Source organism: Ensifer adhaerens (genome assembly GCF_000697965.2).
GTDB lineage: Bacteria > Pseudomonadota > Alphaproteobacteria > Rhizobiales > Rhizobiaceae > Ensifer > Ensifer adhaerens.
This window is the reverse complement of sequence record NZ_CP015882.1, coordinates 288,802-311,092: the sequence shown is the minus strand read 5'-3', so window position 1 is coordinate 311,092 and position 22,291 is coordinate 288,802. Positions and strand designations below refer to the sequence as shown.

General features: G+C 60.4%; 23 protein-coding genes and 1 pseudogene. 6 read left to right on the top strand and 18 right to left on the bottom strand.

Annotated features, from left to right (window positions below; translation table 11 throughout):
* Positions 1-265: 265 nt before the first annotated feature.
* Together FA04_RS29070 and FA04_RS29065 are read right to left on the bottom strand one after the other, a co-directional pair.
* Positions 266-859 carry a mobile mystery protein B gene (locus FA04_RS29070; RefSeq protein WP_034798541.1) on the bottom strand — a complete coding sequence of 198 codons (594 nt, stop codon included), beginning with the start codon at positions 857-859 and terminating at the stop codon, positions 266-268.
* Between the two features lie 5 nt (positions 860-864).
* Positions 865-1,329 (bottom strand): mobile mystery protein A, encoded by a 465-nt coding sequence (locus FA04_RS29065; RefSeq protein ID WP_034798540.1) that lies wholly within the window; start codon positions 1,327-1,329, stop codon positions 865-867.
* A gap of 583 nt (positions 1,330-1,912) precedes the next feature.
* Here FA04_RS29065 and FA04_RS34640 point away from each other — a divergent pair.
* Together FA04_RS34640 and FA04_RS36605 are read left to right on the top strand one after the other, a co-directional pair.
* The gene (locus FA04_RS34640) at positions 1,913-2,116 is read left to right on the top strand and encodes a hypothetical protein (RefSeq protein WP_176960320.1); all 204 of its coding nucleotides are present in this window, start codon (positions 1,913-1,915) and stop codon (positions 2,114-2,116) included.
* A 314-nt stretch (positions 2,117-2,430) separates the two neighbouring features.
* Positions 2,431-2,751: pseudogene (locus FA04_RS36605) on the top strand (Fic family protein); the annotation flags it as partial.
* Positions 2,752-2,825: 74 nt separating this feature from the next.
* Here the strand turns inward: FA04_RS36605 and FA04_RS29060 are convergent.
* From FA04_RS29060 to FA04_RS29015, 10 genes are all read right to left on the bottom strand, one after another.
* Entirely contained in the window at positions 2,826-3,248 is a 423-nt protein-coding gene (locus tag FA04_RS29060; RefSeq protein WP_177235763.1) for a cupin domain-containing protein, read from the bottom strand.
* A gap of 22 nt (positions 3,249-3,270) precedes the next feature.
* Positions 3,271-4,059 carry an SDR family NAD(P)-dependent oxidoreductase gene (locus tag FA04_RS29055; RefSeq protein ID WP_034798539.1) on the bottom strand — a complete coding sequence of 263 codons (789 nt, stop codon included), beginning with the start codon at positions 4,057-4,059 and terminating at the stop codon, positions 3,271-3,273.
* Positions 4,060-4,162: 103 nt separating this feature from the next.
* Positions 4,163-5,107: an ABC transporter permease gene (locus FA04_RS29050; RefSeq protein ID WP_234798869.1), complete on the bottom strand. Its 945-nt coding sequence runs from the start codon at positions 5,105-5,107 to the stop codon at positions 4,163-4,165.
* A gap of 41 nt (positions 5,108-5,148) precedes the next feature.
* Positions 5,149-6,684 carry a sugar ABC transporter ATP-binding protein gene (locus FA04_RS29045; RefSeq protein WP_034798537.1) on the bottom strand — a complete coding sequence of 512 codons (1,536 nt, stop codon included), beginning with the start codon at positions 6,682-6,684 and terminating at the stop codon, positions 5,149-5,151.
* Positions 6,685-6,731: 47 nt separating this feature from the next.
* Positions 6,732-7,667 carry a sugar ABC transporter substrate-binding protein gene (locus tag FA04_RS29040; protein WP_034798535.1) on the bottom strand — a complete coding sequence of 312 codons (936 nt, stop codon included), beginning with the start codon at positions 7,665-7,667 and terminating at the stop codon, positions 6,732-6,734.
* A gap of 22 nt (positions 7,668-7,689) precedes the next feature.
* The gene (locus tag FA04_RS29035) at positions 7,690-8,454 is read right to left on the bottom strand and encodes an SDR family oxidoreductase (protein ID WP_051659440.1); all 765 of its coding nucleotides are present in this window, start codon (positions 8,452-8,454) and stop codon (positions 7,690-7,692) included.
* Positions 8,455-8,554: 100 nt separating this feature from the next.
* The gene (locus FA04_RS29030) at positions 8,555-9,337 is read right to left on the bottom strand and encodes an SDR family NAD(P)-dependent oxidoreductase (protein WP_034798533.1); all 783 of its coding nucleotides are present in this window, start codon (positions 9,335-9,337) and stop codon (positions 8,555-8,557) included.
* Positions 9,338-9,413: 76 nt separating this feature from the next.
* Entirely contained in the window at positions 9,414-10,358 is a 945-nt protein-coding gene (locus FA04_RS29025) for a LysR family transcriptional regulator (RefSeq protein ID WP_051659439.1), read from the bottom strand.
* On the bottom strand, positions 10,355-11,020 hold the full coding sequence (locus FA04_RS29020) for a TetR/AcrR family transcriptional regulator (RefSeq protein WP_051659438.1): 666 nt from the start codon (positions 11,018-11,020) through the stop codon (positions 10,355-10,357). Before FA04_RS29020 ends, FA04_RS29025 begins: the two co-directional genes overlap by 4 nt.
* A gap of 173 nt (positions 11,021-11,193) precedes the next feature.
* Positions 11,194-12,084: a LysR family transcriptional regulator gene (locus FA04_RS29015; protein WP_034798531.1), complete on the bottom strand. Its 891-nt coding sequence runs from the start codon at positions 12,082-12,084 to the stop codon at positions 11,194-11,196.
* 110 nt (positions 12,085-12,194) lie between these two features.
* On the opposite strand from FA04_RS29015, the gene FA04_RS29010 reads away from it, so the two are divergent.
* The gene (locus tag FA04_RS29010) at positions 12,195-13,262 is read left to right on the top strand and encodes an SDR family oxidoreductase (protein WP_034798529.1); all 1,068 of its coding nucleotides are present in this window, start codon (positions 12,195-12,197) and stop codon (positions 13,260-13,262) included.
* A gap of 153 nt (positions 13,263-13,415) precedes the next feature.
* Here the strand turns inward: FA04_RS29010 and FA04_RS29005 are convergent, their stop codons facing one another.
* Entirely contained in the window at positions 13,416-13,724 is a 309-nt protein-coding gene (locus FA04_RS29005; protein WP_034798527.1) for a NifU family protein, read from the bottom strand.
* Positions 13,724-14,731, bottom strand: a complete 1,008-nt coding sequence (locus FA04_RS29000; protein WP_034798525.1) for an amidohydrolase family protein — start codon at positions 14,729-14,731, stop codon at positions 13,724-13,726. Before FA04_RS29000 ends, FA04_RS29005 begins: the two co-directional genes overlap by 1 nt.
* Before the next feature lie 263 nt (positions 14,732-14,994).
* Here FA04_RS29000 and FA04_RS28995 point away from each other — a divergent pair, with 263 nt between their 5' ends.
* Complete coding sequence (locus FA04_RS28995) at positions 14,995-15,816, top strand: transketolase (protein ID WP_418235977.1); 822 nt, start codon at positions 14,995-14,997, stop codon at positions 15,814-15,816.
* Position 15,817: 1 nt separating this feature from the next.
* Positions 15,818-16,804 carry a transketolase family protein gene (locus FA04_RS28990; RefSeq protein ID WP_034798524.1) on the top strand — a complete coding sequence of 329 codons (987 nt, stop codon included), beginning with the start codon at positions 15,818-15,820 and terminating at the stop codon, positions 16,802-16,804.
* 92 nt (positions 16,805-16,896) lie between these two features.
* Here FA04_RS28990 and gabD read toward each other — a convergent pair whose 3' ends face one another.
* Complete coding sequence (gabD, locus tag FA04_RS28985; protein ID WP_064817062.1) at positions 16,897-18,357, bottom strand: NADP-dependent succinate-semialdehyde dehydrogenase; 1,461 nt, start codon at positions 18,355-18,357, stop codon at positions 16,897-16,899.
* Between the two features lie 261 nt (positions 18,358-18,618).
* Here gabD and FA04_RS35425 point away from each other — a divergent pair, with 261 nt between their 5' ends.
* On the top strand, positions 18,619-18,777 hold the full coding sequence (locus FA04_RS35425) for a hypothetical protein (RefSeq protein ID WP_156553113.1): 159 nt from the start codon (positions 18,619-18,621) through the stop codon (positions 18,775-18,777).
* A 104-nt stretch (positions 18,778-18,881) separates the two neighbouring features.
* On the opposite strand, the gene FA04_RS28980 is transcribed toward FA04_RS35425, so the two are convergent.
* The 3 genes from FA04_RS28980 to FA04_RS28970 form a co-directional block, all read right to left on the bottom strand.
* A complete protein-coding gene (locus tag FA04_RS28980) occupies positions 18,882-19,352 on the bottom strand; it encodes a GNAT family N-acetyltransferase (protein WP_034805413.1) in 471 nt (156 codons plus the stop codon).
* Between the two features lie 313 nt (positions 19,353-19,665).
* Positions 19,666-21,330, bottom strand: a complete 1,665-nt coding sequence (locus FA04_RS28975; RefSeq protein WP_064817061.1) for an electron transfer flavoprotein-ubiquinone oxidoreductase — start codon at positions 21,328-21,330, stop codon at positions 19,666-19,668.
* 7 nt (positions 21,331-21,337) lie between these two features.
* Positions 21,338-22,279: an electron transfer flavoprotein subunit alpha/FixB family protein gene (locus FA04_RS28970; protein WP_064817060.1), complete on the bottom strand. Its 942-nt coding sequence runs from the start codon at positions 22,277-22,279 to the stop codon at positions 21,338-21,340.
* Positions 22,280-22,291: the final 12 nt, after the last annotated feature.

Here is a 22,291-nt window from a genome sequence, read left to right as displayed (position 1 = left end):
GTGCGCGATCTCTGATCTGTCAGCCCGTCTTGTGTATCCCCAGCGCGTCCGCGATGGACTTCACGCGTCTGCTAAGCTTGATGTAGAGCTGCACGGCTCTCATGCGGTCTTCGTACGAATACATGAACTATCTCCTGTTAGTCCAAGAATTCGTCCGCACCTCCAGGGGGATCAGTTTTTCATTTCGCCCGACACTGCGACTGCGTGAATGTCTTCATATCGTCTTCCTCGGTTCAGTTCGGCTGGCTAACTCCCCGTTCGAACCTCAAGAGCGGGCGAACGCCAGCAACGGTCCTATGTCGTGGTTATCAGCCGCCCGAAGGGCCGCAACATAACGAGCGCGGGTCTCGCCCGCATCCACCAGATCAGCTCTGCCCCAGGTAAAGGGCGGCCGGCCAAGCCGACGTGCCAGCAGATCACCAGCCAGCCGGGAAAATCTGCCGTTCCCGTTCGGAAAGGGATGAATGGCCACGAGCATATGACTGAACCGCACGGCGATCTCGTCGGGCGGAAAAGTTTCGTGTTCGACCCAGTAGCGTACGTCGTCGACCACCTGCCTGACTGCCACTGAGATGCGATAGGCATCGATACCGATATTGCGAGGCGTGGTTCTGTAGTCCCCAGCCCAGTCCCAAACGTCCCCAAACATGCGGCGATGCAGCTCACAAAGAAAAGCCTGGTCGAGCACGTCCCTTTTTCGCGACGTTGCCCACCGCAGGCCCTCGCCGATATTGACTTGCTCGGCCTCATTCAACTCGTGCCGCAAGGTGATGTAGGAAGGGATGAGCCGCTCCCGCTCCTCAGGGGGTAGAGGGGTGTTTGCCTCGTCGTCGTGCTCGAATAGAGGATCTTCAGCCATGTATCTCAATCCTCATCCCAAAGGCGCCGTGCAGCGTCGGTAAGCAGGGATTCCACGAGCCGCCGACGTTCTGCCTCCAGGTCCGACTTAAGCAGCGCCTGATTCTCCAGCCGCATGGTGTGGTCGAGCCTCGTCATATCCTCGCCCACCTTTTCGGCGGCACGCTCGTAAAGGATATCGTCGAGCGGTTTTATCGGCACGAAAGCGTAGACGAACGTGCAGTTCATTGCCGCAGCGGCCTCACGAAGGGTCTTGATTGTTGTCGCTCCGGAAACCTCGGCCTTCTCGATGGCCGGTATGCGAGACGGAGCCGCTCCCATGCGGTGGGCAAGTTGTCGGGTGGTCATACCAAGAGCTTCCCGGATGGCCTTCATCCAACCGCGAGGCGGCGAGATGATTTTGAGTTCTCGCACGGGCGCGAGACGTCTTTCCAACTGTTTTCGCGCGAGCGCGGCTTGCTTTCTGTTCATATATTTATGTCCATAAAGAAGAAAATTATCACAAATAAATGATCATGGTCAGCTTAATAGAACATATAAAGATAATCAATATTCCCATTCTTGATCATATATCCATGAGCAGTGGCCGCAATTTCAACGTGACTCTCTGGTCGCAGTGAACGCTTGCCGGCTTTCCAACCCGACATCAACAGCTGCATGGCGCCTTTTACCGCTGATTATTTCTACGCTACGAGCTCCACCGCCGGCTCGCGGACCGCATCTCGACCTTGCAATGGGATTGGAGGGTCTACACGTCATGCGCGTTTTTCTGATAACGGGCCTGTTGCGTTTCCGATGAAGCGACATTTCCGCCTGCTGACGGCAGCAAACTTTTGAGAGCTGCTTGATTGTGCGGAACCGTTTGGTTCAGATGCTCGACCACCAGTTTCGAGCCGCCGGAACCGCCACCTTCTTAGAACGCGTCGCGAACTCTTCGCGCAGGGATGGTCAGTATGGTCCAATATCAAGACTGGTGCGACTACAACGACGGGGCTCTTGGAAAAGACTACCTCCGGGTCATGACTGCGCACGGGGCCGATGTTGCGCCGTCCAAATGACAGCAAAAGCCCTGCCCGCTCACTACGTCGCCGAGGAACGGATCGCCAGACCGCTTGCAAGGATGGGTAAGAGCAGCGTGGCCAAGATAATCACCGATCTACTGCCGAAGATGCCGCAGATCCGCTCCGGCGACCTTGGTGCGACCGAAGGGATCAATGCCTATAGCGGCTACAAAGCGCCCATGTCGTTTTGCATTTAACCGCAAGACTCCGACAGCAATAGTTTCAACAAGATAGCCTGGCACTAAATTTAAGAGTTGGCAGTTAATTGAGATTGCCCCTTTGGAGACCGGTAACTTCTCGAGGGTCCGGCGGCGCAAAGGGGGTGGCTTGGGTTTGAATATCGAAGGCACGTTCGGGTCTGGCTGTCGGAATGGTGCCCTGAAGCGATCGCGAAGTCCGCCGTTCAACGCGGTCGTCCGGACCTGCGTGAGCATGTGAGCGCCGTGGAGCGACCATCGCGTCTGCTGCTTCTTGACCATCCGCTTTCCAACAAGCGAATTACCGCCGACATGGAATCGCCGAAACAGCGGAACAAGCTTTTGAGACTGCCAATCAAATTGCACGACTGTTCGACGGCGACCGCGAACGCATCGTAAGGGAGTCTGAGCGTACGGGGTCAGTCCTCCAGATCCACGAAGCCATGCGCACCAGCCCTTATCTGACCGCCCCCACGGCGATGAAACGGAGCGGACTAACCATGCCCACCGTCAACGCAGCTCTAGACCAACTCCAGAAACTTGGGATCGTCGAAGAAGCAACAGGTCGACGGCGTGGCCGAGTCTTCGTCTATCGCGCGTACATGGAAATACTGAGCGAGGGAGCAAGCGGCTAAAGCGTTCCTGTCGATACATTATGCGACCTTGGACGCACAGAAGGAACATTCCATAGCAAAGCGTCCGCCTTGCGTCACATGGAGTCATTGAGATCGCGGACAGCGTTTTTTGGTGGTTCAACCCTGTCGCGCTCTCGCGCGAGCGCGCCCTTGAATTCTATAGTTGTGAAAGCGAGATGCGTCCCGCCGATGTTGGTCAGATCGTGAACCATCGTCTCGTCGGCAGCAAAGGCGAAGACCTTGCAGTCGCCGGCGTTGTAGTCGGTAACGACAGCCTTCCCATCTGAATATGTGGAGCGGGACCGTCCTGACGTCAGCGCAATCCAGCAGTAATCCAGCTGATGTCGGTGGAAACCGAGACGTTCACCGGGGGCGAGGCAGATGTGCCAGACACGCACGAAGTCAGTTTCGGACACGAGAACCTGTCCGACCCGCTCGTCCGCATTCGCAATCTCATCGCGAAAAGCCTTCGACATTCCAACGCTGCTCTCAATCATCGGTATCATCCCGGTTTCTCCGTCACGTGGTGGGTATGACCCCACCATCGATATTGATCACGTCGCCACTAATGAACTCGGAGAGGTCCGAGGCCAGGTAAAGAACCGCCATGGCCACGTCCCGGGCGGTGCCAAGCCGCCCCGCGGGCAGTCTTGATTCAGCAAGGAACGCGTCCACCGCGCCGTCGATCGTGGTACCGTAGCGCTCCGCAAGCGCGTGAAGGAACCCGCCCGGACGGTCCCACAGCTCAGTTCGTATGTGGGCGGGCGCAACCACATTCGAGCGAATGCCCTTGGACGTGAACTCACGTGCAAGCGCTTTGGACAGAAGCGCGATTGCCGCTTTGGAGGTGCTGTAGTCTGGCAACAGCGGATGCGGCATGCGCCCGGCCTCCGAACCACAATGGATAAGCACACCCCTCTTCTGCGCGAGCATGGTGGGAATTACAGCTCGCGCCATACGGACATAGCCCATGAGATTGACATTGAGCGTCTGCGCCCAATCCTCGTCCGAAACGTCGAGAAAACCGCCGCGCGTTGGACAGATGCCAGCATTATTGAAGAGCACGTCGATGCGGCCGAAGGCTTTGAGCGCCGTGTCCGCAGCAGCTTCCCCTGCGCCTTTCTCCCCAAGATCGACCTCGTATGTCCGCCAGCGGGCATGTGCGGCTAGGTCTCTCACCGGCGCCATGTCACGGCTGACCCCCAGCACGCGGGCGCCTTCGGCAAGAAGCGCCTTGGCCGTTTCCAGCCCGATGCCGGAGCTTGCGCCGGTGACGATGACGACCTTGTCTTTCAGGTTCAGATTCATGGCTGCAGTCTCCTCCACATACTTCTCGACGGCCGCAACAAGGATGCCACGGCAATCGAGGAGCGCGTCAAGGTTTCTTCAGCATCCTCCCTCGACCGGTTGGTCAAAGAAGCTTCAGCTTCGTCGTGCGGGAGACCACCGACACGGCGATGACGATGATGATGCCCTTGACGATGCTTTGCACGTAAGTGTCCATGCCCACCAGGTTGAGACCGTTGTTCATGATGCCGATCAGCAGCGCCCCGAAGAACGTGCCCATCACGGTCGCCGTGCCGGGGCGAAGCATCGTCATGCCGATGAACACGGCAGCAAGGCCATCCAGAAGATAGGTTTCACCGCCATTCGGCTGACCCGAACCAAGCCGGGCCGAGAGTATGATCCCGGAGATCGCGGCAAAGAGCGAGCTCAGTGCAAGGCCATAGACCCGATAGGAGCGCACCTTGATGCCCGAAAGTTCGGCGGCGCGGGCATTGCCGCCGACGGCATAAAGGTAGCGACCAAAGGTCGTGCGCTCCATGACGAACCACGAACTGCCAACAATGACCAACATGATCAGCGCCGGATAGGGCAGTATGCCTAAGACCTTGCCCTGGCCGACCGCCAGATAGTCGGCGGGAATGCCGCCATAGATCGCTCGCCCGCCGGAAATCATGAAGTTGATGCCCCACAGAATGGAGCCGGCCGCGAGTGTCGCGATCAGCGACGGAACTCCGACGCCGACGACGAGCGCGGAATTGATGAGGCCGACGCCAAGACCCGCGACGAGCGCGCCGACGATCGACAAGGGGATCGGCACGCCCGCCACCATCAAGAGGGGGGCGAGCAGACCGGCGAGTCCAACGACATAGCCGACGGAAAGATCCATCTCCTTGGCGGCAAACCCAAAGGTCAGACCGACCGCGACGATGGTCAACATCGAGATCTGCTGGAGGATGTTGACGAGGTTGGTGCCGGTGAAGAACCGATCCGTGCCGACCGCGAAAGCCAGGAAAAGGATGATCAGAACGGCAAGCGTGCTGTACTTCTGGATGAGTGTGCCAATGCGCATCGGGCGGGACGCTTTCTCCGGAGCAATAGTCGTTGTCATGGTCATTGGGTTACCCCCGCAATTGCATTGATGAAGACGGCCTCGCTGAAATCGCGACGGGCAATCTGGTCGGCGTCCCGGCCATTCCTGAACGCCACGACCCGGTCAGCCACATGGGCGATCTCGAGGAGATCGCTCGATGCAACGATGACAGCCGCGCCACGTTCGGCGAGCGAGACGATGAGCTCGTGGATCTCGCGCTTTGCGCCGACATCCACGCCTTCGGTTGGCTCGAGAAAGACGAAGAGCTTGTACCTGCCCTCGGAAGCGAATTGCCATTTGGCGACGGAGACCTTCTGCTTGTTGCCGCCACTCAGTTCGACGATCTTCGTCTCCGCACTCGATGTCTTGATGTTCAGCCGCTTGATCAGACGCTGTGTCTCGGCACGCTCGCGGCCGGTCTGAACAATTCCGAAAGGCTTGAGGCTCGTTTCCTGGATCCCGGCCATCGACATGTTCTCGCGCACGGTCCAGTCGCCGATCATGGCATTGATCATCCGGTGATCCGGGATAAGTGCTGCACCACAGCGTTTCATGTCGCGCACGCTGGCCCGCCCGACGTCCTTGCTCTTGAACCGGTATCGACCGGCCGTCGCCAGGCGCGGCTCGAACAGCGACTGGGCGAACTCGAAATGCCCCGAACCGGTCAGGCCGATCAGACCGACAATCTCGCCGCTGCGAACCTTAAGGCCGTCCATATGGAAACGCTCGCCTTGCCAGCCCTCGATATCGACGACGATCTCCGCGTCGGCAGCAAGCGTGCGCTCCGTCAGGGCACCATCAGGCAGACGATGTTGGTTGCCGGCCTGCCCACGATTGAGCATTAGGTCGATCAGTTGACGCTCGGTGACTTCGTGCCCGGCATTGGAAAGGTGGCTCACCTTGCGGCCATCCTGCAGCACGGTGATCTCATCGCAAAGATCGATCACTTCCTGCAGGAAGTGACTGATGAGGACGACCGCCATCCCGGCATCGGACAATTGGCGGATCAGCGTCCAGAGGCTCTGCTTTTCCTTAGCCGGCAGCGTCGCCGTGGGCTCGTCGAGGATCAGAACCTTGGGCCGCGAGTGCAGGGCACGAAGGATTTCGATGACCTTCTGATCGGCATAGGGAAGCTCGTCAACCTTGCGGTTGAGCGCGATTGCCGTATCCGGGAACCACTGTTTCGCGAGCTCTTCCGCCTGCCGCTGAACCCCGCGCCGGTTGATGAAGAACCGGCGTTTGACCGGCTCGAAGCCGAGACAGATGTTCTCGGCGCCGGTCAGATGCGGCACCAGGCTGCCTTCCTGCGATACGAGCGAAACGCCGTTTGCCACAGCCGCCGCCGGGTTTTCGAATGCGACCGGTTGGCCCGCCATGCTGAGCGTGCCGGCCGTCGGCTGGACGGCACCGCTCAAAATGCTGACAAGCGTCGTCTTGCCGGCTCCGTTCTCGCCGACAATGCCGTGCACACGGCCCTCGACGATCTCGATGGATACGCCATCGAGTGCGAGCGTGCCCGGCCATTGCTTGGTGATGTTCTCAAGAACAATCGACATGTTGCACCTCCGAAATGGACGGGCGGCAGCACCGCCCGCCCGACGGTTCACTTGCAGTTGTCCTTGGTGAAGAGCGTGGCACCGTAATAGACGATGTCCTTGCCGTTCGTGACTTCCTTTGGATGATCACCGTCCAGCATGACCCGCTTGGCATAGGTCGCAAGGTTCACGCCCCACTCCTCGAACTGCTGCCGCCCGGTCGCAACGAACATCGAGTTCGGCTCGCAGATCGCCTTGATCGCTTCCGGGTGCCCGTCCATGCCAGAGACCGGAACGTTCAGCCCAGCGCCTTGGAGAGCCGTGATTGCCGCTTGCGCCGGCTCGTCCCAAGGTGTCCAGACGGCAGTGATCTCTTCGCCGTAGCGTGTGGCGAAGTCCTGCACGGCGTTCAACGTTTCCTGATAGAAGTTGGCGACGTCAAAGTTGTATTCGCCGATGACCTTGATGTCGGGATATTCCTTCAGGATCGCCCGCAAGGTGTCGGTGCGCTCGCGCACCGGCTTGATCTTGTCGGTGGTGATAATGATGAGGTTGCCCTTGCCCTTCATCTGGCTGATCAGGCTCAGCGACACCTCAGCAGACATCTGCCAATTGTTGGTGGTGATGTCAGCGGTCGAGCCGGGGATCCAGCCGGAGTCGACCGTGTAGACTGGAATGTGGGCTGATTCTGCGCCCTTGAGGGCGTTGCTGGAGGCGCGCAGATCCGCATAGGTCACGTAAATGACGTCGACACCGCGGTTAACCGCATCCTCGATGTTGTTGGCGACCTTCTCGGCAGAACCGGCAGAGTCGAGATAGGTCACCTCCCAATCATCGATGTTGTTTTCGGTCAGGTACTTCTTGAAGCCGTCCTGGGTGCGCTGTTCGGCCTGGAAAGCGGCGTTACCCTGGATCCAGCCGATCTTGACGGGCTTGGCGAGCGCCGGTGACGCGGCCAATAAGGCGATGATCGCGGCGCTGGTAAATTTCAGAACTGTCGACATGATTTCTCCTCCCACTCTGTCGTCAGATTGATAGAAAACCGCCGTCGATATTGAGATCGACACCGGTGCAGTAACTCGCCGCCTCGCTTGCGAGGAACACCGCCGGCCCGCCCACTTCGTGTGGCTGCCCCATGCGTTTCATCGGTGTCATCTCGGCGAACTTGCGGACGTTCTCGGCCACTTCCGGCCGGCTGTTCATGGGCGTGGCCATGAAGCCTGGACTGAGGCAGTTGACGCGCACACCCCGCCCGGCCCATTCGGCGGCAAGGCTCTTCGTCAGGCGGATCACCGCCGCCTTCGTCGCGTCGTAGTGCACCTGCTCAAGACCGGGGATGGCGGTCGAGCCACAGATCGACGCCATGTTGAGAATGGAGCCGCGGCCACGCTCCAGCATGCGGCGGCCCTCGACCTGGCAGGACCAGAAGAGCCCGTTGAGGTTGATGTCCATCATCCGCAGGAACTGCGACTGCGGCATAGTCTCGGCCGCACTGACATTGGCGATGCCGGCGCTATTGGCGGCGATATCGATCTCGCCGAGCTCGCGCTCGGCTCGATCGAATGCGGCCTCGATGGAACTGCGATCGGTGACGTCGCCCTCGAGGGCCAGCACTCTGTTGCCGGTCGCGGAGATGGCTGCCAGCGTCTCGTCCTGGCCGGCTGCACGCGGCAAGTCGAAGCAGGCGACATGGGCACCCGCTTCGGCAAGCGCGATTGCGATTGCCTGCCCGAGTCCACTTGCTGCGCCAGTGACGAACGCACGCTTGCCGCCAAGATCAAATCTGTTCACCTGCACCTCCCGAAACCTGCTGATTTTATTGATAAACCGATTGGTGCTTGCGATTGAGGACGTTGCCCTGAATTCACTCTTCAGCCCCGCTGAAGAAGGCTCAGAGAATGGCCCTGATGGTGCCGCCCTCCGCACGCATCGCCATGCCGTTGAGGTGCGAGCTTGCCGCCAGATGCACGACGCTGCGCGCCACCTCGTCTGGCTCGATCATTCGCCTGATGAGCGAGGTCGGCTCGGTTTCGTCGAAGTAGTCGGAGACGACCGTGTCGCGGGTCGTACCCTTCTCGTCGGCGATTTCCTGGTGGTATCGGCGCACCGCTTCGGTGTTCGTCGGCCCCGGCAGGATGGTGTTGACCCTGACCCGGGTGCCTTTCGTCAGTTCGGCAAGCGCGCGCGACAGACCGAGCAGGCAGGTCTTCATGGCGCCGTAATGCGCCATCCATGGCTGCGGCTTGACGGCGCTTTCGCTGCTGATGAAGACAACGCTGCCTTCGCCTCGCGCCAGCATGTCCTTCAGCACCAGCCGCGACATGCGCACACCAGTCATGACGTTCACGTCGAAATAGCGAAACCAGTGTTCATCCGTCGTCTCGAAGAAATCGCGCACTTCGAAGATACCGATGTTGTTGATAAGGATATCGACGGGGCGGTGGGACGAAGCGAATGCATGGAGCCGCTCGGCTTCACCCGCAGCGGTCAGATCGCCTGCGATCCCCCGGCATCGTTGACCGAGAGCGGAAACCGCCTCCTCGACCTCCGCGGCACTGATGCCGCTTACCGTGACATCCGCTCCCTCGGCGAGAAAGACGGAGGCGATGGCGCGCCCGATGCCCGTGGCACCACCCGTTATCAACACGTGCTTGCCGGTAAGACCATAATCCATTCTAAAAAACTCCATGCGTCGTCGTTCGGTGGTCAGCAAGGGCGCACCGTTGGAAACAAGGGCGATGAGAAAGCGATCAGGCGGCGCCGCGCAGCCTTGGGTACTCGGTCCTGCAGAGCTCCGCGCTTCGGCTCAGGCGCTTCACGCGCTGCAGGAGAAAATCGATGAACTCGGCCGTCCGCAAAGGCAGGCGGTGTCTCGGTTCAGACAGAAGATGAATGATCTCCGGGTCGCAGTCGAAGTCCCTGAGGACCGCAACCAGCGTTCCCTCTTCCAGTTCGCGCGCAACATCCCAGGACGACACGCGAATGAGGCCTTGTCCGGCCTTGGCAAGGTCGATCAGCGCCTGCCTGTCGGAAACAATGCGGTTGCCGCTGACGCGAACGAGCGTCGGTTCGCCATCGACGGCGAAACCCCATTTGTCGGCAACCATCTTGCCGTCGAGATAGACGAGACAGTTATGGGCAGCGAGATCGGACGGGACATCCGGTGCCCCCACCCGCGCCAGATAGTCGGGAGCCGCACAAATGACCATCGGGTTTTCGCCAAGCTTGCGCGTGGTGAGCGCGCTGTCAGGCACGGCGCCAAAGCGAATGACGATGTCGCAATCGTCGTCGACCAGATTGACGTCCTCGTCACCAAGGATGAGGCGGAAACCGATCTCCGGGTGAGCGGCGCCGAACTCGCTGGTCAAGGGGATCAGGTACTTCCGCCCGAATTCAGTGGGTGCTGCGATCGTCACCGTTCCGTTCGGGTTCTTCTTGCGCGCGCGCATCGTCTTGTCGAGCCGCTCGAAATCCTCAAGGATCGTCTGCGAGGTTTCGAAGAGATAGCGCCCTTCCTCCGTCAGGCAAAGCGAGCGTGTGGTCCGCTTCAACAACGCGACCCCGAAGTGACATTCGAGCGCCTTCAGCCGTCCGCTCATCGTTGCCGGCGACAGGCCGAGCTTCGAGGCTGCTAGAGAAAAGCTGTTCGATTTGACGATTTCCGAGAAAACGCGGAGGTCTTGGATGCTGTTCATCGGCTGACCTCCAACTCGGGCAGGAACTGTCCGAGATCGCTCATGCTCGCGGCAAGGCCGGTGACAAACACTTCGACGCGCGCGCGGATAATCGGATCGAGATCATCCGGGATATTGTTGCGGTAAACGTATTTCCGCACGCCCATGTAGAAGAAACTGGAGTGAAAACCCCAGACGATTTCAAGCACCAGTTCGTCCGCCTTCGGACCTGTCGGAACCTCGACACCCACTTCAGCCGCGATTTCGGCGAAGATCAGCGGAAAGGTCGTCTCATGCAGCAAACCGAGATATTTCTGGGTGATCTGCGGGTCTTCCAGCGCCGACGCGATGAAGATCCGGATCCAGCGCTCATCGAGGATCGCAGCCGTGTAGGCCCTAAGGTAACGGACGAGGCGTTCGCGGATCGACAGCGAACGATCGGCGAGCAGATCGTTCCAGCCCGCATCCCAACGCTTCAGGTAGACTTCGTCATAGATCTTCTGGAGCAGGTCGTCGCGGTTCTTGAAGTACCTGTAGAGCAGCGGCTGAGAAACGCCGAGCGCATCGGCCAGTTCGCGCGTTGTGAACCGCAGTCCTCGCTGGGCGACGAAATCGATCGCAAATTCGAGGATCTGCTGCTCCCGATCGGCCGCGTCGAGGTATTTTCGTGCTGCTTTTGCCATAGCCAATCGTTCTGACACCTTAGCGACGTCAGCCCTCATGCTTTGAAAATCAGACTTGGCTCCGACCCTAACGGCGGTCGGGAACCTCCCATGCTCTCTCCCTGAGCTAACACAAGAGGTAACACCATCGCCAAAACTGATCAAGTGATAATTTATCAACTGATCACTTCTCGTCAGATCGCGCGCGCCAGGAAATCCAAGAACCTGCGAATTCTCTGCGGCACATGCGTCTGGGCCGAATAGATCGCCGATATGGGTTCAGTCTCCCCTGCATCCCAAGGACCGAGCAGCTGAACGAGGCGTCCTTCGGCAAGATCGCGACTGATATGAAATGCAGAAAGCCGGGCGATACCGGCCCCCTGCAGCGCGAAGTGGCGCATGGATTCGCCGTTGTTGACGACCAGCCTGCCGGCCACGTCGACATGAACCGACGCACCGTCTACCGGGTCCTTGAACTGCCAGGTGTTGAGATGCGGACGGCCGCCAAAGGTAAGACACGCGTGCTTGCGCAGGTCCTCCGGTCTGGCCGGCTCGCCGTGCCGGGCGAGATAATCCGGCGCGGCGACGACGTGCCTTGGTGAACTCAGCAACCGACGGGAACGTAACGAAGAATCGCGCAGAACGCCCGTTCGGATCGCGATATCGGTCTTCTCCGCAATCAGGTCGATCGGTTCGTCGCTGAATTCGAGATCGATCCGCATGCCCAGGTTTTCGTCGAGAAACCGCACGACGAGAGGTGACAACACGTGCGTGCCGAACGGCAGGTTGGTGCTGACTTTCAAAAGCCCACCGACGGCCTCTGCCTTGCGTGCGATCTTTGCTTCGGCCTCGGCAATTTCCTGAACGATGGCCCGGGACGTCTTGTAGAAATCGTTTCCTTCGGTGGTCAGTCGGAAACTGCGGGTCGAGCGCACCACGAGCTGTACGCCGAGGCGTTTTTCAAGACGCGTGACCAGCTTGCTGATGGCCGAAGGCGACATCGAGAAGACCCGGGCCGCCGCCGAAAAGCTGCCGGCTTCGACGATCGTCACGAAGACTTCCATCTCGAGTGCCCGGTTTTGCATTCCAATCGCCTTCGTGAACTTAATTCACTTCAGTTATTCCTCAAGCCGGCCTACCTGACCAGAGGGTAAACCGTCATCCTCTCCACCACATGTCACAAAGGGAGGAATCCATGTATCAAAAACGCGCATTGATCGTCGGTGCGACGGGTATCGTCGGGCTGAACGTCGCCGAGCATCTGAGAGATCTCGGCGGCTGGGAAATCCATGGCGCTTCACGGCGGCCGCCGCTCGGGTCGTCCTACATCAAGCCGCACGCGGTTGACCTTTTGAAGCGGGACGAGGCGATCGCGGCCCTCTCCCACCTGGCCCCTACACACATCTTCTATTGCTCATGGACGCTCGGATCGAACGAGGACGAGAACATTCGCCTCAACGGCAATATGCTGAAGAATGTGCTCGATGCCTTCAAGGACAAGGGCTGCGTCCAGCATGTCGGCATTGTCACCGGCACAAAGCACTATCTCGGGCCCTTCGAGGACTACGGCAAGGTCCAGCCAGTCACGCCCTTCCGTGAAACAGCGCCGCGCCTGCCGAAGAAGAATTTTTATTACGAGCTCGAAGACATCGTCATGGCCTATGCCGCCGAGTACGATTTCGGCTGGTCTGTGCACCGCTCTCATACGATCATCGGCTACGCGGTCGGCAACCTGATGAACATCGGCGCGACGCTGGCTACACACGCCTCGATCTGCAAAGCCACGGGCCGTCCCTTCCGCTTCCCCGGAAGCCCGACGGCCTATCGTGGCCTCAACGATATCACCGACGCGCGCATCCTCGCCAAGCAGATCGTCTGGGCCGGCACGGAACCGAACGCCCGTAATGAAGCCTTCAACGCGGTCAACGGCGATGTCTTCCGCTGGGAGCAGCTCTGGAAGACGATCGCCGACTATTTCGACATTCCCGTGGCGGAGTATCCCGGCCAGTACAATTCGCTTGCCGAGCAGATGAAGGACCTCGGCAATGACTGGGACCGGCTCGTCACCCAGCATGCCCTGCAGCCGAACAAGCTCGATCGCCTTGCCTCTGCCTGGCACACCGATCTCGACCTCGGGCGACCGATGGAATGCGTGCATTCCATGGCCAAGGCGAGAGCGCTCGGCTTTATGGAAACGCAGGACACGGAACGCTCCTTCATCGACGTGTTCGACCGCCTGCGCGCCGAACGCATCATTCCCTAGTCGACCAAACCAATTCGAACGAAACCGCGGCGCGCCAATGGCGCGCCGTTTTCTTTTCTGGTTCGCGAAAATTCGGAACGCGTCCCGTGACGCAAAGAAGCCGCGCTCCTTGCGGGGGCGCGGCTTCTGACGTTTCTCAGTCTCTCCGCCTTTTCAGGCGATGAGCGGCCTTGAACCCAGTCTACGGGCAAGTCGATCGAGCGTCTTGATGCTTGCATTGACCTGTTCGCAGCGGACCTCCGCAACGCCGTCCACTTCCATGAGATAGGTGCGGATCGGCCCGACATAGGTCATCGCCATGTTGGGGCAGGCCTTGCAGGCGCCAACGAGCTTGATGCTCACGACGCCGTCCGAGCTGATATCGGCGATCTCGATATCGCCGCCATGGCCAAGGATCAGGGGGCGGATGCGCGCAAAAGCAGCTTCGAGCGCATCCGTCGATATGGCAGAGCGGGCCGTCATCAGACCAGCCCCAGTTCGATCTTCTTGGCCTCGATGTCGATGCCCATGCCGCGGGCAAAGGCCTTGCCGAGGATATTTTCCTTCATCTCCCGGGTGATCTCCGGATAGCCGTAGCGCTCCTGCAGCTCCTCCGGCATTTCGAGATTGGCGAGCATATCGATGTAGGTCTGGACATGCGGCCAGATGAAGGCCTCGGAGCCGTAGCAGATGCGGTCGGAGCCGACATAGAGCAAGGCTTCGCCGAGGCGTGCCAGCATCTTCCAGGGCTGGAGGTAGTACTGGTTAAACCAGAGCGGCAGGATCAGGTAGATGTTGTCAAAACGGCTGGCGATCGAGATCGTCTCGTCGACATAGGGATCACCGAGGTGATGTATCCCGAAGTTCAGCTCGGGGAAGTCCGCGGCGGCATACTGGATGTCGTTGGGTTTGAAGGCCTCGACCGGGCCGAGTTCCAGCGGAAAACCCTTGTGGAACTGCACCATCTTGATGCCAAGCTCGATCGCCTTCTCCCAGAGCGGATAGGCGATGTCGCGATCGTCGGCGCGCCATGAACAGCCACGGCGCTGGTACTGATAGAACTTCATGCTAACGGCGCCGAGTTCCCTGACCTGGCGCTCCATCTCTTCGAGCGCAAAATCAAGCCCGTGATAGGCCGGGTCAACACCACCGGTGAGTACCACGCGTTTCGGGTTCGACTTGGCGAAGGCATCGCTGAGTTCGACCGGACCAAGCCCGGCCCGCCAGTGCGAGAACAGCGGCACGGAGCAGGCGCTTGCCATATCGGTGTCGGAGTTCTCGAAGAGCATCTTGTTGCCCCATTCGAGATCGGGGTTGGAGAAGGTTTCCGTTTCCGGCGGCGGCCCTCGGCGACCCGTCAAATTGATGAACCCGGCGATCTGCGAGCGCAGCAGTTTCACACGTCTGCCGTCGCTTCCCGGCTTGATCTGGTTGTCGCCGAAGTCCTGGGTATGGACCGCCGCGTCGAAAACAAACATCCCGTCTTTCATTGTTTACCTCCTTGAGAAAACCGCCGCCTTCACTTGCGTCCCTCACTAGGTAACATGAGCCAACCCGTTCATTTCTTTGGAATAGTTGAAGATTGTTTTCAGCTATTCGTGCGGGCGGCCGCGCGTTTCTAAAGCTAAAACAGACCTCGTGATCAAGCATTCCGTGGGGCGACCCACCTTGAGGACGAGGACAGCACGTGACCCAACCAGGCAGGATCGAAATAACCGGGGGCCGAAACAGCCTCAGACCGACTGACGAGGAAATCGCGTTCCTCAAGGACCGCGCGAAGTTCTGTCGCCTCGAGACAATCAGGCTGATCGAGATCGCGAAAGTCGGCCATTATACCTCGGTCTTTTCCGCAGCCGAGCTGTTCTCGGCTCTCTATTACGACGCGATGGACCTCAGACGTGGCGAACCGAAATGGGAGGATCGCGACCGTTTCATGATGGGCAAGGGGCACGCGGCCGTCGGGCTCTTTCCGCTTCTCGCCGACCTCGACTTCATCGATCGTGACGTGCTCGACGGCTATACCCGCCTCGGCAATCCGCTGGGCGATCATCCTGATATGACGAAGGTGCCCGGCATTGATTTCAGCTCGGGCTCGATCGGCCACGCCCTTTCGGCTGGTTGCGGCATGGCGCTTGCCGGCCGGATGCTGGGCAAGGACTTCTACACCTACGTGATGATCGGCGATGGGGAGTTACAGGAAGGTCAGGTCTGGGAGGCTGCCCTCTTCGGCGCGCACAACGGGCTTGGAAAACTGATCGGCATCATCGATCGCAACGGTTACCAGCTTGACGGATCGGTCGACGACATCATCGGCGTCGAGCCGATTGTCGAGAAATGGCAGGCCTTCGGCTGGGAAACCCATGTCGTTGACGGCCACGATGTGGCGGCAGTCGCAACCTTGCTTCGCACGCTCAAGGCCGATCGCGAGCGGACACGCCCTGTGATGATTATTGCGGAGACGGTCAAGGGCAAGGGCGTCTCCTACATGGAAACCGAACCAGGCTGGCACCTCGGCTATCTCGACCCTTCGGATGCTGCGCGCGCAATTGCCGAAATCGAAGCGATGGAGATCTGAGATGAACAAGCCGCTTTCCGACAAGTCCTGGCAATACCGCCAGCTCAATGCCGTGACACCCGGCCTCGATGCACTCTCGGACGCTCTTATCGAACTCGTCGCTGCGGGCGAGCCGATCGTCGCGGGCACCGCCGACCTGCAATATTCGAACGGCCTTGCGAAGTTCCACGCGCTCCATCCCGATCGCTTCGTCCAGTTCGGGATCTCGGAGCAGAACATGGTGTCGGCCGCAGCAGGCATGGCCGCTGTCGGCATGAAACCTTATGTCGCAACCTTCGCATCTTTCCTCGCACTGCTCTGCTGCGAGCAGATCCGCATGGACGTCGCCTATTCCAAACTGCCGGTTCGGCTGATCGGCCACCACGCCGGCATTTCGCTCGGCTTTTACGGCACCTCGCATCATGCGACTGAAGACCTCGCCATCATGCGCTCGATCGCCAACCTCACGGTCATCGCGCCGGCCGATGGCAATCAGCTGAAGGAAGTGATCAAGGCTGCGAACGACTATCCTCATCCGATCTATATCCGTATCCAGCGAGGACGCGATCCCGAGGTCTATGCGCAGCGCCAGCCGTTCACCATCGGCAAGGCGATTTCGCACTATTCGGGAACGGACCTCATGATCATTGCCACAGGCTCCACGGTTCACCCCGCCCTCGAAGCGACCCGCGCGCTGCGGGCCGCAGGCGCAAGCGTCGGCTTCCTCGACATGGCGACGGTGAAACCGATCGACCGTGACGCCATCCTAGACGCCGCTGGTCAAAGCCCGCGAATCCTAACGGTGGAAGAGCACAATGTGCTCGGAGGACTGGGCGGTGCGGTCGCCGAGGTGCTGGCAAGCGAGGGCCTGCCGGTCAAGTTGACCCGGCATGGTATCTACGACGAGTACAGCCTGATTGCGCCGCCGACCCATCTCTATGCGCACTACGAACTCGACGCGAAAGGCATTGAGGCGCGCGCCACGAGGCTGCTCGAAGGCCGCGCGTAAAAAGCCGCAGCGCGCGTGACGTTTGGCTCTAAAGACCACTCTACTTGAAAGACCGCGGGGCTCGAGCTCCGCGGTCTTTTCCTTGTCTCTTATCAGCCAACGCCGCCGAGGCAGACATATTTGATCTCGGTGAACTCCTCGATGCCGTAGCGCGAGCCCTCGCGGCCAAGGCCGGAAAGCTTGACGCCGCCGAACGGCGCTTCCGCCGTTGAGATCAGCCCGGTGTTGACGCCGACCATGCCGTATTCCAGCGCTTCGGCGACCCGGAACACCCGCGCCAGGTCCTTGGCGTAGAAGTAGGACGCGAGACCGAATTCGGTGTCGTTTGCCTGCTCGACGACATCCGCCTCGTCGGTGAAGCGGAAGAGCGGCGCCACCGGCCCGAAGGTTTCCTCACGCGCAACCGCCATCGCCTGGGTGACGTCGGCCAGAACCGTCGCTTCATAGAAGGTGCCGCCGAGCGTGTGGCGCTTGCCGCCCTGGATCACCCGCGCACCCTTGGACGTCGCATCGGCGATATGCTCCTCGACCTTTTCCAGCGCCGCCTTGTCGATCAGCGGGCCAAGGATCACGCCTTCGTCGAGACCGTTGCCGATCTTCAGCTTGGCGACCGCCTTGGCGAGCTTGTCGGAGAAGGCATCATAGACCTTGTCCTGAACATAGATGCGGTTGGCGCACACGCAGGTCTGGCCGTTGTTGCGGAACTTGGCGATCAGCGCGCCTTCGACCGCGGCATCGAGATCGGCATCGTCGAAGACGATGAACGGCGCATTGCCGCCGAGTTCCAGCCCGAGCTTCTTGATGGTGGCAGCACTCTGGCGATAGAGCTCGGCGCCCACCTCCGTCGAGCCGGTGAAGGTGAGCTTGCGCACGACCGGGTTCGAGGTCATCTCGGCGCCGATCTCGCGGGCAGAACCGGTGATGACGCTGAAGAGGCCCTTCGGCAGGCCTGCACGCTCGGCAAGGATCGCAATGGCGATCGCCGAGAACGGCGTCTGGGCAGCCGGCTTCAACACCATGGCGCAGCCGGCGGCAAAGGCCGGGCCGGCCTTGCGGGTGATCATCGCATTGGGGAAGTTCCAGGGCGTGATCGCCGCAACGACGCCGATCGGCTGCTTCATGACCAGGATGCGCTTGTCGGGCTGATGGCCGGGGATCAGGTCGCCATAGATGCGGCGCGCCTCTTCGGCAAACCACTCGACGAAGCTTGCACCGTAGACAATCTCGCCGGTCGCCTCAGTGAGCGGCTTGCCCTGCTCCAGCGTCAGGATGCGGCCGAGATCGTCCTTGTTCTCGATCATCAGCTCGAACCACTTGCGCAGCACGCCGGCGCGGTCCTTGGCCGTGCGCGCTGCCCAGGTCTTCCGGGCGACACGCGCGGCCTCGATCGCAGCCCTGGTTTCCTTGGCGCCGAGCTTCGGCACCCGGCCGATGATCTCGCCCGTCGCCGGGTTGTTCACCTCGATCGCGTTTGCCGCGTCCGCCTCGATCCACTCGCCGCCAACGAGGGCCGCCTGGCGAAACAATGATGGGTCTTTAAAGTGTGAGAGCATTGGTCCTCCGACGATCTCCTGGAGCTTCCGAAACACACCTCCGGCAATCCGGGCGGCGCACGGCGCTGCCTTTAGTTTTGAGGATTTCGGCGGCCTTGTTTCATCGAAAATCCTGAAAGCTCTCTTCGGCATTCCGTGCGTGATTTGCGAGCCGGATAGTCAGTAAGATCAACGCAGGTGAGAAATCCGTCGCGCCATGAGGAAAATGGAGGCCGCACACTGAAGCTCGCCAGATCAAAAAATTGGGAGGATGCCAGCAACATGCCGACGACTATACCGGCTCGAAAGAGCGAATACCGGATGACCCTTCTTGAACGAGTGATTGTTTTGCTCGGTCAGGGCAGCATCTGGTACACCTGCTACGCCTATCCGTACGACCGGCGGGAATTTAACCCATCCGTCGATTTCGGGTTCATCTGAAGAGAAAGCTCTCCCGGCGGTCCGGCGGCAAATCTGCACCGTGAACAGGCTGCTGAAGCGACCGACGCTCCAGGGCGGCGCCCCGAAGCGTCGGTTCGGCTACCTTACTCTGTCATTGCACGCCAGCAGATGACGAGGCCGTCTTCGGCATCGACACGTTGGCCGACACGCAGGAAGCCATTTCGCTCCAGAACGCGTTGCGACGCGATGTTTTCGACGCCCGTCTCAGCCGAAATCTGAGCGACCCGTGGATCGCTCCGCGCCCAGGAGAGTATCTGGCTTACGGCCTTTGTAGCAAAGCCCCGCCCTTGACGCGTCGGTGCGATGCCATAACCGATATGAACGTCTCTTTCATGGGGAACTCTGATGACGGAGCAAAGGCCGACGACTTCGCCTTCATTCACGATCCACCAAGCCGCGGGCGCGAACCGTTGCCCAACGTCGTCGGCAAGGCTGCGGAGCATGACCAGCACTTCCGGAGGTGCGATTACAACGTCGGGCGCAAGACAGAGCCCTTCTCGTGCGAAGCCGGCAAGCATCGCATCGAAATCATCTTTCGTTACTTCAGTGATCATTTTCGGCTTTCTGACAAACCCAAAGGTATTCAAAGCCGAACGGGAGCGCTGACTATCCTCTGCTCGAGGACAAGACTGCCATTCCGCTCGCCGCTGCGGCCAGCGATGTCGGAAGCGATACGAAGGCAATCATAGGCATTCTCCTGAGGGTGAAAGCAACGCTATCCAACCGTGACTATAACCACAAGGCGTATACGCCAGTCTTGATATCAGGGCACCGTCCTATAAGTCCATCAGGCGGCATTCTGCGGAGAAATCTCTGGTCTCGCTCCCGGCCCTGTCCACGCAGGCCATGCCGCCCGCCATCCGACCATTACATATTCGGATAGACCGGGCCTTCACCGCCTTGTGGCGGCACCCAGTTGATGTTCTGGTTCGGGTCCTTGATGTCGCAGGTCTTGCAGTGCACGCAGTTCTGCGCGTTGATGACGAAGACTTGCCTGCCGTCCTTCTCCACCCATTCGTAGACCCCGGCCGGACAGTAGCGCGTCGACGGACCGGCATAGACGTCATGCTCGGAGCGCTTCTGCAGCTCCATATCCTTGACCTGGAGATGGACCGGCTGGTCTTCCTCGTGGTTGGTGTTCGACAGGAACACCGAGGACAGCCGGTCGAAGGTCAGAACCCCATCCGGCTTCGGATACTCGATCTTCTGGTGCTGCGCTGCGGGTTCGAGCGACTGCGCGTCGGTCTTTCCGTGCTTCAGCGTGCCGAAGAAGGAGAAGCCGAACAGCTGGTTGGTCCACATGTCGAGACCGCCGAGCCCAACGCCGATCGCCGTGCCGAACTTCGACCACAGCGGCTTGACGTTCCTCACCCGCTTCAGGTCCTGGCCGATGGCGCTGTCGCGCCAGCCGCGTTCGATCTCGATCGGCTCGTCATTGGCGCGGCCAGAGGCGATCGCTGCCGCCAGCTTCTCGGCCGCGAGAATGCCTGAAAGTACCGCATTGTGGCTGCCCTTGATGCGCGGCACGTTGACGAGACCGGCCGAACAGCCGATCAGCGCGCCGCCGGGGAAGGACAGCTTCGGCACCGACTGGTAACCGCCCTCGGTGATGGCGCGGGCGCCATAGGAAAGCCGCTTGCCGCCCTCGAACGTGCCGCGGATCGCCGGATGCGTCTTGAAGCGCTGGAACTCCTCGAAGGGGAACAGATAGGGGTTCTTGTAATTGAGGTGCACGACGAAGCCGACGGCGACCATGTTGTCTTCGAGATGATAGAGGAACGAACCGCCACCGGTCTTCATGCCGAGCGGCCAGCCGAAGGAGTGCTGTACCAGACCCGGGCGATGGTTCTCGGGCTTGACCTGCCAGAGTTCCTTCAGACCAATGCCGAACTTCTGGACGTCGCTGTCCCTGGAGAGATCGAACTTGGCGATCAGCTGCTTGGCGAGCGAACCGCGCACGCCCTCGCCGATCAGGGTGTATTTGCCGAGCAGCGCCATGCCGCGGGCGAAGTTCGGGCCCGGCTCGCCGTTGCGCTCGATACCCATGTCGCCGGTGGCGACACCGATGACCGCACCCTCGTCGTTGTAGAGCACTTCGGTGGCGGCAAAACCCGGATAGATCTCGACGCCGAGTTCCTCCGCCTTTGTCGCCAGCCAGCGACAGACGAGCCCAAGCGATACGATGTAGTTGCCGTGATTGTTCATCAGCGGCGGCATCAAAAAGTTCGGCAGGCGGATCGAGCCGGCGGGTCCCAACAACAGGAAGTGGTCGTCCGTCACTTCGGTCTTGAACGGATGGTCGGCCTCGTCGCGCCAGCCCGGCAGCAGCCGGTCGATGCCGATGGGATCGACGACGGCGCCCGACAGGATATGCGCACCGACTTCGGCGCCCTTTTCCAAGACGACGACCGAAAGCTCCGGATTGACCTGCTTCAGCCGGATCGCTGCCGCAAGACCCGCCGGCCCCGCACCCACGATCACAACGTCGAACTCCATGCTCTCGCGTTCGGGCAGATCACTCATCTTGGACATGTTCGCTTCAAAGTGCTTTTTCGAGTTCCGGCAGAGCGTCGAAGAGATCGGCAACCAGGCCGTAGTCGGCGACCTGGAAGATCGGTGCCTCTTCGTCCTTGTTGATGGCGACGATGACCTTCGAGTCCTTCATGCCGGCGAGGTGCTGGATGGCACCGGAGATGCCGCAGGCGATGTAGAGATCGGGCGCGACCACCTTGCCGGTCTGGCCGACCTGCCAGTCGTTCGGCGCGTAACCGGCATCAACCGCAGCGCGTGAAGCGCCGACGGCAGCGCCGAGCTTGTCGGCAACCGGCAGGATCACTTGCCTGAACTTCTCGGAAGAACCGAGCGCACGGCCACCGGAGATGATGATCTTGGCAGACGTCAGCTCCGGGCGGTCGGACGACGACAGGGCGTCGGCGACGAAGGAGGAAACGCCCGGGTTGGCGGCAGCCGAGACGCTCTCGATCGCGGCCGAACCGCCTTCAGGGGCGGAAGCGAAGGAAGCGGTGCGCACGGTGATGACGCGCTTGGCTTCGGTCGTCTGCACCGTCTGGATGGCGTTGCCGGCATAGATCGGGCGCTTGAAGGTGTCGGAAGAGACGACCTCGATGATTTCCGAGACCTGGGAAACGTCGAGCAGGGCTGCAACGCGCGGCATGACGTTCTTGCCGACCGAGGTCGCGGCGCTCACGATGGTGTCGTAGCTGCCGGCGAGCGAGACGATCAGGGCAGCGAGCGGCTCTGCCAGGTTGTTGGCAAGCGAAGCGTCGTCGGCAACGAGCACCTTGGCAACGCCCGCAAGCTTGGCGGCCTGCTCGGCTGCAACCTTGGCGCCGGCGCCGGCGACCAGCACATGCACATCGGCTCCAGTCCCACTGGCGATTTTCGAGGCCGCGCTCAGCGCCTTGGCGGTCTGGTCGGAAAGGTGGTTGCTGTCGTGGTCAGCCAGAAGAAGAATGGCCATGATAAAATCTCC

Coding starts and splice junctions, on each gene's coding strand:
- FA04_RS29070 (WP_034798541.1), bottom strand. CDS start 859: ATGGCTGAAGATCCTCTATTCGAGCACGACGACGAGGCAAACACCCCT.
- FA04_RS29065 (WP_034798540.1), bottom strand. CDS start 1,329: ATGAACAGAAAGCAAGCCGCGCTCGCGCGAAAACAGTTGGAAAGACGT.
- FA04_RS34640 (WP_176960320.1), top strand. CDS start 1,913: ATGACAGCAAAAGCCCTGCCCGCTCACTACGTCGCCGAGGAACGGATC.
- FA04_RS29060 (WP_177235763.1), bottom strand. CDS start 3,248: ATGATTGAGAGCAGCGTTGGAATGTCGAAGGCTTTTCGCGATGAGATT.
- FA04_RS29055 (WP_034798539.1), bottom strand. CDS start 4,059: ATGAATCTGAACCTGAAAGACAAGGTCGTCATCGTCACCGGCGCAAGC.
- FA04_RS29050 (WP_234798869.1), bottom strand. CDS start 5,107: ATGCGCATTGGCACACTCATCCAGAAGTACAGCACGCTTGCCGTTCTG.
- FA04_RS29045 (WP_034798537.1), bottom strand. CDS start 6,684: ATGTCGATTGTTCTTGAGAACATCACCAAGCAATGGCCGGGCACGCTC.
- FA04_RS29040 (WP_034798535.1), bottom strand. CDS start 7,667: ATGTCGACAGTTCTGAAATTTACCAGCGCCGCGATCATCGCCTTATTG.
- FA04_RS29030 (WP_034798533.1), bottom strand. CDS start 9,337: ATGGATTATGGTCTTACCGGCAAGCACGTGTTGATAACGGGTGGTGCC.
- FA04_RS29025 (WP_051659439.1), bottom strand. CDS start 10,358: ATGAACAGCATCCAAGACCTCCGCGTTTTCTCGGAAATCGTCAAATCG.
- FA04_RS29020 (WP_051659438.1), bottom strand. CDS start 11,020: ATGGCAAAAGCAGCACGAAAATACCTCGACGCGGCCGATCGGGAGCAG.
- FA04_RS29015 (WP_034798531.1), bottom strand. CDS start 12,084: ATGCAAAACCGGGCACTCGAGATGGAAGTCTTCGTGACGATCGTCGAA.
- FA04_RS29010 (WP_034798529.1), top strand. CDS start 12,195: ATGTATCAAAAACGCGCATTGATCGTCGGTGCGACGGGTATCGTCGGG.
- FA04_RS29005 (WP_034798527.1), bottom strand. CDS start 13,724: ATGACGGCCCGCTCTGCCATATCGACGGATGCGCTCGAAGCTGCTTTT.
- FA04_RS29000 (WP_034798525.1), bottom strand. CDS start 14,731: ATGAAAGACGGGATGTTTGTTTTCGACGCGGCGGTCCATACCCAGGAC.
- FA04_RS28990 (WP_034798524.1), top strand. CDS start 15,818: ATGAACAAGCCGCTTTCCGACAAGTCCTGGCAATACCGCCAGCTCAAT.
- gabD (WP_064817062.1), bottom strand. CDS start 18,357: ATGCTCTCACACTTTAAAGACCCATCATTGTTTCGCCAGGCGGCCCTC.
- FA04_RS35425 (WP_156553113.1), top strand. CDS start 18,619: ATGCCGACGACTATACCGGCTCGAAAGAGCGAATACCGGATGACCCTT.
- FA04_RS28980 (WP_034805413.1), bottom strand. CDS start 19,352: ATGATCACTGAAGTAACGAAAGATGATTTCGATGCGATGCTTGCCGGC.
- FA04_RS28975 (WP_064817061.1), bottom strand. CDS start 21,330: ATGTCCAAGATGAGTGATCTGCCCGAACGCGAGAGCATGGAGTTCGAC.
- FA04_RS28970 (WP_064817060.1), bottom strand. CDS start 22,279: ATGGCCATTCTTCTTCTGGCTGACCACGACAGCAACCACCTTTCCGAC.